Genomic DNA, 11,317 nt, shown 5'->3' with positions numbered 1-11,317 from the left:
TACGATTTTGCAATTTCCGAGAATTTCTACTTCGTGGCAGTAATCGTTTCTGTTTCCTTGTTTGACAGAGATGGCAGGAAGGGAAGTACCGTGGTCTCGGTTATAGTCAATTTCTCTTCGCAGCACATGGATAAAAGTATTGCCTGTACGGAATCCTTTATTCCAAGTTCCTTGAGGACCTCGACGACCTGGGGTAATTTCTGGCATTCCTCGACTATTTAAAGGAATTACCCAGAACCGTTCGACTTTTTCGGCTCCTTTGAGGCGACCTTGCCTGAGAAGTAACCTGAGTCTGGCAGTAGAAATATTTAAAAGAAATGCTGCTTCTGTTGTACCAACTTTATCTGGTTCAGTGTTTATATCTTTCATAACTATTTCGGAGCATATAATGAATAAACTGGATAACCAAATACCCATCAAACCATAAAGGATTGAATTTGACAATATCTGATTTTCCAGTATTGACTTATGATAGTCATCTTAGTAGGAGATTTTATAATTACCTAAAATCTGAACTTAAGATAATTGCTATACTGTTTCGGAGCAAATAAAGTATAGACTGAACAAATATTATCCATCAGACTACAAAGGATTGAATTTGGCAATATTTGATTTTCCAGTATTGACTTATGATAGTAATCTTACTATAGCAATCCTAAATGATGTGTGAGAATTTTTATAATAGTTAAGATTGACGAAAAACCTTTAAAATTATGACTCCTGACACCTGAATCCTGACTACAACAAAAATATTACAATTGAAATAGGATTGCTATAGAAGATTTTATAATTACTCAAAATCTCAACTTAAGATAATTGCTATACTGTTTCGGAGCAAATAAAGTATAAACTGAACAAATATTATCCATCAGACTACAAAGGATTGAATTTGGCAAATAATTTTTAATTTTCCAGTATTGACTTAATAATCGTAATCTTAGTGGAAAATTTTACAATTATTTAAAATCTCAACTTAAGATAATTGCTATAATTCTCATCCGAGTAATAATCAGAAAAATAAAATTGACTCATGTCTGGTCAGATAATTAATTCCCCAAGCCAATTAAGCTCTTTTAATCTTGAGAAACCTATTAATTTACATGCTAGATGAGCATCGTTTCACTTTTATAGATTTATTTGCAGGTATTGGTGGATTTAGAATTCCTCTAGAAAAATTAGGAGGTAAATGTTTAGGATATTCGGAAATTGACTCTGATGCAATAAAGGTTTATCAGCAAAATTTTTTGACTGGATATGTCAATAATGATGAAAAATATTTGGGAGATATTACTAAAATTTCTGAGTTACCTTGGCAAGTCAATCTGATAGTTGGTGGGGTTCCTTGTCAACCTTGGTCTGTGGCAGGAAAGTTACGGGGTTTTGATGATTATAGAGGAAAACTTTGGTTTGATACTATTAGAGTTGTGGAGAAAAATCAACCGGAAGCTTTTATTTTTGAAAATGTTAGAGGGTTAATTAGTCCGGCTAATCAAAGGTCGTTTGAATTAATTATTCAGAAGTTTGAAAATATTGGTTATCGTGTTTATTACAAGTTACTTAATTCTGCTGATTTTGGATTGCCTCAAAATCGAGAACGAGTTTTTATTGTGGGGATTAGGAAAGATTTATATCTAGATAATTTCTCTTTTCCTGAACCATTGAATTTTCAAGTTAAACTTTTTCAAGTTATTGATGGTCTCCAGGCTGATTTTGATATTCAAAAGGCAAAAGTATCACCAGATATTTTGTTTAATGGTAATGTTCCAGTATCTAGAAATAGATTTCAGAAAAATGATGAGTTGAATGATTTTTTTGTTTTTTGTGATACGAGAAATGGTCATACAACTATTCATTCTTGGGATTTGATCGAGACAACTAAAAGGGAAAAGTTAATTTGTGGAACTATTCTCAAAAATAGACGGAAAAAAAAGTACGGAACTAAGGATGGTAATCCTTTATCTTTTATTGATTTATCTGAGTTAATAGATAATTTGCAAATTCAAGAGTTACATAATTTGGTAGAGAAGAAAATTATTCGTTATGTTGCGGAGCAGGGTTATGAATTTGTCAACTCTAAAAATTCATCAGGAATTAATGGCATATATAGAATATTTTTACCTCATTCAGAAATTGTGCCGACCTTAACTGCTACAGGTACAAAAGATTGTATAGCTACGGTTTCTATTAATGCAGAAACTCCAGAGGAGTATAAGTCTTTATTTATCAAGGAAATTTATCAGAAGAAAAAATATCGTTATATAACTGCAAAAGACAGTGGGAAGTTACAAGGTTTTCCTAGTTGGTTTAGAGCGCATAGTAAGGAGAATATTGCTAAGAAACAATTTGGGAATGCTGTATCTATTCCGGTGGTTTATTATTTGGCTGACTCTTTAGTTAGGTTGCTAGGTTTTATTAATTAGATTCTCATACATCATAAAAATAAAACCTTACGCCTTAGTGTTACTTATATTTTGACTTAATCCATTGGTCAATCTTTGATTTCATCTCAACTCCAACTTCTCTAAAAATATTTAATAAGTCTTCATATACCTCTTCCCCTGCACATTCATTCCAAAAATTTTCTTGAATTAATAGCTCATTTTTTACATCACATTCATTAGCAGTCCATCTAGTATAGGGGCGAGGATGATAAGGATTGTAAGGAATAGCAATATAAGTTTTGATATTAGCTTGTTTGTGTTGACTAAACCTTAATCCACACCAACGAAGCATTTTTCTTCTTAATGCAGCAAATTCTGTTTTATTTGGTTTTGCAGTAGTTATATCAATATATAGCTCTTCATCTGTATTTGGTTGATAAATAAAAATATTTACACGAGAATCTTTATCATCTTTCCTTGGTTTTCCCTGTTTAATAGATTGCCTGATTTTTTCAATTTCTCCTACTTTATCAGGAGAGGTATTACTCTGACATAATTCATCTTAAATAATTGCGGTCGATTACATTATAAATTTAGTGCTGGGAGGAAAGCAACCAGCAAATAAATTACTTTCAGACCCAAAATTAGAACAAACTAAGTTGCTCACCATCAAAACTATCAAACTGTTTAGTACGTTTAGCACGTTTAGTTTTAGGTTTAGTTTCAGTTGTTAGTTCAGATATATCAAACAAGTTTAGCTGAACTGGAGTCTCTAAGACTTGTTCAAGGGACGTTGCATACAACGTCCCTTGAACAAAATTAACTGACTTTTGTTTAACTAACTCACCAAAACTATAAGTATAACCATCAGATTTGTGTAGATGTTGGCAATACTTATAACTAATGCCTTGGACAGTTTCAGTCTTAGTTTTGATATTGAAATTGCCAGTCTGGCGAACTGCTACCCGACCAATATAAGTGCCAATTTTCTTACCTTTAGTAACTACAGCTTTGACAATATCTCCGGTTTGGAAGCCATAGAATGATTTCTGCCTGAGTTTAGGGGATGTACGGGGGAAGCCATATTTATCAGGCTTGACCATTTGCCGACTACCATGACCCATAGCTTTAATCAACAGAGGTTGATAGTTCCGAATGTTCAAAGTGTCAGGAGTAGACTTACCAACACAAGCTGCATCAGTCCAATGACTTTTGCTAATACCTAACCGTTTCCGGTTATATTTGGTTAACGCACCGCTACCAACTTCCACAGGTAATCCTGTAGATTCGAGAATTTCTTTAAGTTTCCAGCGAGTGGCGTTTACCGCAGCAACATCAGCCAAAGGTTGCTTGCGTTGCTTGTTAATCAATTCTAACAACTTGGGTTTATCAGACAAGAAATCTTCAGGAAGTTTATTAGATTTAGCCTGATTGCAGTCTACACAGCTTAAAACTAAATTGGATACTCGATCAGAACCACCACGGGACTTAGGATGGAAATGGTCTAGATTAAGTGCAGCATCTTTAGTCCCACAATAGACGCAAGTATGGTTAAACTTCTCAAGTAAATACTGTCGAACTTCATAACCAAACAGTTCACCTTTTTGATACTCAGTTCCTTGAATTTCTGGATTAACAATCTTTTGGCTATCGAATTTAACTAACTCCATGCTAATTGAATCAACCGGAGCATATTTGATTAACTTATTAACCCAGGATTTAATATTGTTAACCCGACTTATTAAGCTTGGTGGCAGCCAACCTTTACGACGCTTACGATTAAGAAATCGTGGCTGACGATATCTAGTCTTACGATTACGTCTAGAGCTTCTTAAAGTCCTGCGTTTAGTTAAAGCTTCGGAAATCTGAAATCCACGATGTTCTAACTCAGCACACCAAACAATGTTGGCATCAGATAACAAGGCTAGTCCACTAAACCTTGCACCTGGGTCTATTTTAATTCTGTATTGCTTTTTTGCCCTTGCTTCCTCCTTCAAAATGATAGTGAATGGGTATCTATTTAGAATGGCTGCTTTCTTAGCAAATAATAGCTTTCTAGCAGCAGCAGGATGTATTAGGTCGCAGGGGGTCTTATTGCAGTCCAATACGAAAACTGAGTTTTTGTTTAACATTGAAAAATCTCCTATTGCTAGGGTCAAAACCACCGAGCCAAAGTTATCGGTCGGCACATCTAGATAGCACTTCCAATACCCAAATTAAGATGTTTAACTATCTAGTTCTAGAGCGACGGACTGGTGAAGCATCCGAAGGTAGGAACTTTAAAGCACTTACCGATAACGTAGCCACTTTCTGGCTTAGGCGGGTCAACTCTGAACTTGCAGGCCGAAACCTACAAGCCCACACTATATTCTAAGAATTAGTGTTGGGTCGTTGACATTGAGTTTGAGCTTCATAGCCAGCATTTTCAGCTAATATTTTAGCAAGAGGTTCATATACAGACATAATGCTTCAAAAAATGGCTTATAGTCAGTTTCAGCGCAGTATCTATTTAACTTTGCCTCAATCACATTTTGTACTAAATCTTTAATTTTGGTCTTAGTCAAATATTTCATTATCAATGAATCTGCTAAATTTACTCACAAAATAGCCTTTTCCTTCTTAACATAAATGCCCCTAATATTCCCTTCCTCCCACTTCCAAAAAATTTCCACCCAAGCAGAAACATCCTATCCAAATGAATGTTGCGGCTTACTATTAGGTCAGCAAAACCAACAGACAAAAACAGTCATTGAAGTCTGGCCTGCTGAAAATGCCTGGCAAACAGAAGCAGATGAATATTGGCCAGAACAAAAAGAATTTACAGAAGAAAAAAGATATGCCATATCCCCACAACTAATGCTCAAAGCAATGAAATCTGCAAGAGAACGCCACCTCTCCATCATTGGCATCTATCATTCCCACCCAGACCATCCAGCCACCCCCTCAGAATTTGACCGTACTTACGCCTGGCCAGAATATTCCTACATTATCCTCTCAGTGGAAAAAGGCAACACTATTGACTTTCTCTGTTGGTCTCTTGACGATAATCATCAATTTCAACCAGAAAAAATTATTAAAAGATAGGGCACTGACCAGATAACCAGTTTAATATACTTAATTTAGGAAAAAAATTAAATATTGCTCAGTATATTACTTGGCTTTGTCAGGCGATCGCCAGTATTAGTCAGGAACGGAAAAAGACAAAAAAGATCGAACTCTAGATTCTTGCTCCAACAAACATAAGATACCGTTGAGATGTGGAGTCTTAAATTGATGCTTGGCTAAAAGAGAAAGCTAACAGCTGAATACCTAGTTTCTTTGCAAAACTTGCCAAACTAATATTATTAAATAAATACCTAGGCAAAATTGTCATGTTAAATCCGAATCTGGAACAAATCCAGTTAAATACAGAAGAGTATCAACGTTATTCGCGCCACCTGATTCTACCGGAAGTAGGATTGGATGGTCAAAAACGTCTTAAGGCAGCCAAAGTTCTATGTATAGGAACGGGGGGTCTTGGTTCTCCACTATTGTTATATCTAGCAGCAGCAGGAATTGGAAATATTGGAATTGTAGATTTCGATATTGTTGATAGTTCTAATTTACAACGACAGGTTATTCATGGTACTTCCTGGGTGGGTAAGCCAAAAATTGAATCTGCTAAAAATCGGATTCACGAAATTAATCCCCACTGTCAGGTTGACCTTTACGAAACGAGGTTAAGTTCTGAAAATGCTCTAGACATTCTTAAGTCTTATGATGTGGTTGTGGATGGTACGGATAATTTCCCGACTCGTTATTTGGTTAATGATGCTTGTGTGCTTCTGAATAAACCTAATGTCTACGGTTCAATTTTTCGCTTTGAGGGTCAGGCAACTGTCTTTAATTATGAAGGTGGACCGAACTACCGCGACCTTTACCCCGAACCCCCGCCCCCAGGAATGGTACCTTCTTGTGCGGAAGGTGGTGTGTTAGGTATTTTGCCGGGAATGATTGGAGTTATCCAAGCGACGGAAACTATCAAAATTGTTTTGGGTCAAGGTACAACTTTGAGTGGTAGATTATTACTTTATAATTCTCTAGATATGACTTTCCGGGAATTGAAACTGCGTCCTAATCCAGTACGACCAGTTATTGAAAAGTTGATTGATTATGAGCAGTTTTGTGGCATTCCTCAAGCAAAAGCACAGGAGGCAGAAAGTAAGATGGCTATTCCAGAAATGACGGTTCAAGATTTGAAGCAATTATTGGATAGTGGGGCAGATGATTTTGTCTTAGTGGATGTGCGGAACCCCAATGAATATGAAATTGCGAAAATTCCTGGGTCTGTTTTAGTACCATTGCCAGATATTGAGCAGGGTTCTGGTGTGACAAAGGTTAAGGAATTAATGAATGGTCATCGTTTAATTGCTCATTGTAAAATGGGCGGGCGATCGGCTAAAGCGTTAGGTATTCTGAAGGAAAATGGTATTGAGGGTACTAATGTTAAAGGTGGAATTACTGCCTGGAGTCAGGAGATAGATTCTTCTGTGCCTCAATATTAATTCAGAAGTAAGAAGGTAGAAGGTGGAAGGAATAGAAAAGCTAAAACTTATACCAATTGGGATAATTAAATTAGTTAGAAAAAACCTTCTTCCTTCTAACCTTATATCTGCTAATTAACTTTGGATACCAGTTTCAAAAATTACTGCTAGATTAACTTTTTTTGGTAGTTAGGGAAAAGCTTAGTTTAGTAATATAGGAAAATTAAATTCGATGGTTTTTCATATTCCCTAATCCCTTACATCGCTAAAAAGTTAAGGCTTCCCTAAATTAATCGACTGGAGGTGAAAGTAATGGTTTTAATTCCACCACAGGCTAAATAATCAACATTAACTTACAAATTACAATCAACAATTTATGAGTTATAAAGTTTCAGAGAAAGAGGATACTATAAGTAACCATAGAACTTGTCAAGATGAAAAAATAGTAGCAACTTTTTTAGCAGAACTATCTAAAGTTTTGGCTTCTCTAGAAAGTCTGTCTGAGAAAAAAGATTTTAGTAAATAATCTGAATCAGTCTGAGTCAAAAAGGGGAGAAAATTGATTTTTTTTCAAGTAACTTTCACGAAGAAAATCAAGACTAGCTCAAATAAGTTACCGGATAGATAGGCAGATTTTAAAGATTTGAAAAGTCTAGTATTTTTGTATTCGTTAATAGATTTTTGCTAAGATTATTTGATGTTTGCCAAATTAACTATAATTATTTGGAGAGTTCTATGGAAAGTCCGTGCAAAATTTCAGAATTAGTATGGGTTTGGAGACAAAACCCATATCTAGGGTTTGCTGATTAAATATTAAATCCTTTTCAGGTAAAAGTTTCAGGCTTTTTAGGTCTTGAAAAAATCCAAGCTTTTAGGTTTTTTAGATTCAAAAATTTAGTATTTTGGGCAGATTAAAGACAGAAAAATTGACGAACAATTTTTAAACCTACCTTCTCTAAATTCCCCTAACTCCTGACCGAAAAATTTGGGTCTCAAGCCTCCCCTTGGATAGGGGATAAAAAAAAGAATATTCCCTATTTCAAGCCTCCCTATTCCAGGAGGTACTGATAACTGATAACTGATAACTGATAACTGAAATGGCTCCTACCCCTACCACAAGACTTTTGAGCGCAAATCCATATCTAGTATTTTAATCAACTAAAGCGATCGAATCTCAACCCTTTTTCTCAAGGATAATAATAATTTTTCCTAGTCTACTTTTTGCCTGTTATTTGTGCTTCATTATTTCCAATAAATAAAGCAGATTAAGTATTATTTTGCTTCAGACAAAACTCCAGAAAAGATATTTTTCACAGAAATTGAAATTCGTTCGATATCTTCTTTTAAAAGTGGCGGCCACATAACACCTTTTCGTCTACCTGCTTCAAATAGTTTCAGACTTTCCATTGCTAATAAATATAATCCGGCAACTAATTCTCTGTCTAGAAGGGGGTCACCTTGTAATGTTTCAAAAGAAATTTTTAGAGCTAACAAAATGTTAGTTACTTGACCGGGAATGGGAGGTTTGCCTTGGTCGAGACGCATGAGAAAAGCATCTGGGTTAATTTTGGTTTCTAGGGCAGTTCCTTGGTCAATGAGAAATTGACGGGCGGTTTCGTAATCCATATTAAAAATTTAATAGTTCTGATAATTTAATTTTCCTGGTTTCTGATTTATTTAGAGTGTAGGAGCAGATTTTCAAAATCAATATTAAGTTTTATATGCTAGAGTCTATTTGTAAATATACAGTAAATATACATTAGAGGTTAACTGCTATGGAAACAAACTCAAATGATAGGATTATTTTGGAAACTATAGATAGCGATTACTTAGATAAATTTAGAACTTTGAACGAGAGACTAAAATCCATAAAATTTCCTTTTCCTACTCCTACCAATCCAGAGAAAGCATTGTATTTTTGGGATAAGTTTAAACAAAAGGATATAGTCTACGAATTAAGACACGTTGAACCCCCATCGACTCTTTACTATAAGGGCAAAGATTGGAATTTTCTTAACGTGGATTTAACTGTTGGTTTTGGAGGTACAGAATCTCCTTCAGTTGATGGATCAATGGCGGCAATATTATTAGGGCAATTAGTTTGTGAGTACGAAGGAGTCGTGATTTCTGGAGGAGTTTTTGGTGTGGATATGATGGCTCATTTAGGAGCATTAGATGTGGGTGGAAAAACTTTTGCCGTTTTAGGTAACGATGTTAATAGTGGATTGCATCCTTATGTTCCTCAACGGAAGTTACTTGAAACATCAATATTAAATAATGGTGGTTTAATTTCAGAATATCCAGATTTTGGCAATAGATTTGGCGACCGTCTGTTGCAAAGAGATCGAATTATTACAGCACTTTCAAAGTTATTTATTGTGATTGAATCTGGTGAAAAAAGTGCTACTGTAGATACCGCTAAACGAGCATATCTTCAAGGAAGAACTGTTTTTGCAATTAATTGGGATTATATGCCAGAAGTAAATATTACTAGACCCAGAGAGGGAAATATACAACTAATTAATGAATTAATTGCGCTGCCTTTTCCTAATAAACCGATTAAAACATACGATGAACTGGCAGATGAATTTAAGAATGCTCTGAGTTTATTACCAAAGTTAAATTAGTTAATATTTACTGAATCAAGTTTTTAGCCATCATGGACAATATTGATAGCATTGTTAATCAATTATCTAACGAAGTTTTTCATCAAGACCTTACTATTAAACCATCTTATTACAATGACCTGAATAAGATATTTAGTGAACAAGATTTATCTAAGATGCTGAGACATGAAATTATCAAAAAAAACGATCAGTCAATTCCTTTATTTTTGACCGTTGTTAAAGAGTATTTTAATTCTTTGGAGAATAAATCGGTGGCTATACTATGTAGTGGTAGTGGATTGCTGTTTGAAGAAATTTATCATAATGTTAGCTTTTATACCCGCACCATAATCTTTGATTTGGTGTCGTATGGGAATGCTTTTAATGCTTTTCATGTCGCGCAGCGAAACAAATTTAATATTTTTGTGCTATAATAATAGTATAATAAAACCCTACACTGTCAAGCTTTAGTGTTATAAAAAGGTTGAAAAAATTGAAAGCCAGATATAAATATCGCATCTACCCTAATCATGTCCAAATTAAGAAGTTTAATCAACTATTTGGATGTTGTAGATACGTTTGGAATCAAAGTTTAGCATACTGTAATCAATTATATTTTAACGGTATTAAAAAGCCTTCATATACTGATTTAACTAAACAATTTCTAACACAAGCTAAAAGAGATTTACTTTGGTTAAAAGAGGTAGCTTCTACTCCATTACAGCAATCATTAAAAGACTTAGACCAAGCATACAAAAACTTTTTTAATAGTTGTACTGGAAAAAAGAAAGGAATTAAAGTTAAACCTCCTAAATTTAAAAGTAGAAAGTCAAAACAAACAGCAAGATTTGTAGGAGCTAATTATCAGATTAACCAAGATAAAATCTATCTACCAAAAGTAGGTAAGATAAAAATAGTTTGGTCAAGACCATTAGTTAGTCAGCCTACATCTGTAACTATTATTAGAGATTCAGCTAATAGATATTTTGCTAGTTTTGTAGTAGAAACTAATTCGGAAATTCTGCCTAAAGCTGAGAAATCAATAGGTATAGATTTAGGTATTAGCACATTTGCAACATTGAGTAATGGTGAGAAAATATTAGCTCCTAAGCCACTCAAACGAAACCTCAAAAAGTTAGCTAAATTTCAAAGAAAGTTTGCCAAAACTGAACCAGGCAGTAAACGTCGTGAAAAACGTAGATTAAGAATAGCTAAACTCCATAGCAAAATTAAAGATATTAGGACTGACTTTTTACACAAGTTATCAACTGATTTAGTAAGAAAGTACGACACAATCGTACTAGAAAATTTGAATGTTTCTGGCATGGTTTCCTACGGAATGCTGCGCAAACGCAATCGCAAATTAGCCAAAGCAATCAGTGATTTAGGCTGGAGAAAATTTAGGACTTTGACTGAGGCTAAATGTAAAAAGTATGGTAGAGAATTTATAGTAATTGATAGATGGGAACCAACTTCTCAAAAATGTAGTTATTGCGGGTTTAAAGGTGGTAAAAAAGAGTTAAATATTAGAGAGTGGACTTGCTTAAACTGTGGCACTTTCCATGATAGAGATATTAATGCAGCAATAAATATTTTAAAAGTAGTTCAACCGACAACCAAGGTTAAAACTATTGAAACTAAAGTATTAGATAATCCTGTACAACTATCGCTTTTCAATGTAGTCGCCGAGGGTCAACGGTCGATTATTTTCGGACACGGAGAAAACGTCAGACTTCCTGTAAAAAGGAAGCAGATTTCAGCGATGTGGTGCGACTCGTTGGCCACTAAACCAGTAAAACTGGGTATA

General features: G+C 34.7%; 10 protein-coding genes and 1 pseudogene. 7 read left to right on the top strand and 4 right to left on the bottom strand.

What is annotated here, in order from left to right:
* Positions 1-444, bottom strand: a 444-nt coding sequence (locus tag F6K40_RS35020) for a hypothetical protein (RefSeq protein WP_293143206.1), incomplete at its 3' end; no start/stop codon positions are given.
* 635 nt (positions 445-1,079) lie between these two features.
* Between F6K40_RS35020 and F6K40_RS35015 the strand changes: the two genes are divergently transcribed.
* Positions 1,080-2,420: a DNA cytosine methyltransferase gene (locus F6K40_RS35015; RefSeq protein ID WP_293143203.1), complete on the top strand. Its 1,341-nt coding sequence runs from the start codon at positions 1,080-1,082 to the stop codon at positions 2,418-2,420.
* Positions 2,421-2,460: 40 nt separating this feature from the next.
* Here F6K40_RS35015 and F6K40_RS35010 read toward each other — a convergent pair.
* Positions 2,461-2,925, bottom strand: a pseudogene (locus F6K40_RS35010) (TdeIII family type II restriction endonuclease); the annotation flags it as partial.
* Between the two features lie 100 nt (positions 2,926-3,025).
* A complete protein-coding gene (gene iscB / locus F6K40_RS35005) occupies positions 3,026-4,513 on the bottom strand; it encodes an RNA-guided endonuclease IscB (RefSeq protein ID WP_293143200.1) in 1,488 nt (495 codons plus the stop codon).
* Between the two features lie 496 nt (positions 4,514-5,009).
* On the opposite strand from iscB, the gene F6K40_RS35000 reads away from it, so the two are divergent.
* The 3 genes from F6K40_RS35000 (at position 5,010) to F6K40_RS34990 (ending at position 7,430) form a co-directional block, all read left to right on the top strand.
* The gene (locus F6K40_RS35000; RefSeq protein ID WP_293143197.1) at positions 5,010-5,465 is read left to right on the top strand and encodes a M67 family metallopeptidase; all 456 of its coding nucleotides are present in this window, start codon (positions 5,010-5,012) and stop codon (positions 5,463-5,465) included.
* Positions 5,466-5,752: 287 nt separating this feature from the next.
* Entirely contained in the window at positions 5,753-6,925 is a 1,173-nt protein-coding gene (moeB, locus tag F6K40_RS34995; RefSeq protein ID WP_293143194.1) for a molybdopterin-synthase adenylyltransferase MoeB, read from the top strand.
* Positions 6,926-7,280: 355 nt separating this feature from the next.
* The gene (locus tag F6K40_RS34990) at positions 7,281-7,430 is read left to right on the top strand and encodes a hypothetical protein (protein WP_293143191.1); all 150 of its coding nucleotides are present in this window, start codon (positions 7,281-7,283) and stop codon (positions 7,428-7,430) included.
* 746 nt (positions 7,431-8,176) lie between these two features.
* Here F6K40_RS34990 and F6K40_RS34985 read toward each other — a convergent pair.
* Positions 8,177-8,530 carry a Dethiobiotin synthetase gene (locus tag F6K40_RS34985; protein WP_293143188.1) on the bottom strand — a complete coding sequence of 118 codons (354 nt, stop codon included), beginning with the start codon at positions 8,528-8,530 and terminating at the stop codon, positions 8,177-8,179.
* Between the two features lie 149 nt (positions 8,531-8,679).
* On the opposite strand from F6K40_RS34985, the gene F6K40_RS34980 reads away from it, so the two are divergent.
* The 3 genes from F6K40_RS34980 to F6K40_RS34970 form a co-directional block, all read left to right on the top strand.
* Positions 8,680-9,531: a DNA-processing protein DprA gene (locus F6K40_RS34980; RefSeq protein ID WP_293143185.1), complete on the top strand. Its 852-nt coding sequence runs from the start codon at positions 8,680-8,682 to the stop codon at positions 9,529-9,531.
* Between the two features lie 32 nt (positions 9,532-9,563).
* Entirely contained in the window at positions 9,564-9,944 is a 381-nt protein-coding gene (locus F6K40_RS34975) for a hypothetical protein (protein WP_293143182.1), read from the top strand.
* Between the two features lie 59 nt (positions 9,945-10,003).
* Positions 10,004-11,317 (top strand): RNA-guided endonuclease InsQ/TnpB family protein (locus F6K40_RS34970; RefSeq protein WP_293143179.1); only part of this gene is annotated, 1,314 nt, incomplete at its 3' end.

It is taken from the genome of Okeania sp. SIO3I5, from assembly GCF_010672085.1.
Lineage (GTDB): Bacteria > Cyanobacteriota > Cyanobacteriia > Cyanobacteriales > Microcoleaceae > Trichodesmium.
Note: the sequence above shows the minus strand (reverse complement) of the source record. Positions and strands in the feature narration are given on the sequence as shown.

Coding starts and splice junctions, on each gene's coding strand:
- iscB (WP_293143200.1), bottom strand. CDS start 4,513: ATGTTAAACAAAAACTCAGTTTTCGTATTGGACTGCAATAAGACCCCC.
- F6K40_RS35000 (WP_293143197.1), top strand. CDS start 5,010: ATGCCCCTAATATTCCCTTCCTCCCACTTCCAAAAAATTTCCACCCAA.
- moeB (WP_293143194.1), top strand. CDS start 5,753: ATGTTAAATCCGAATCTGGAACAAATCCAGTTAAATACAGAAGAGTAT.
- F6K40_RS34990 (WP_293143191.1), top strand. CDS start 7,281: ATGAGTTATAAAGTTTCAGAGAAAGAGGATACTATAAGTAACCATAGA.
- F6K40_RS34985 (WP_293143188.1), bottom strand. CDS start 8,530: ATGGATTACGAAACCGCCCGTCAATTTCTCATTGACCAAGGAACTGCC.
- F6K40_RS34980 (WP_293143185.1), top strand. CDS start 8,680: ATGGAAACAAACTCAAATGATAGGATTATTTTGGAAACTATAGATAGC.
- F6K40_RS34975 (WP_293143182.1), top strand. CDS start 9,564: ATGGACAATATTGATAGCATTGTTAATCAATTATCTAACGAAGTTTTT.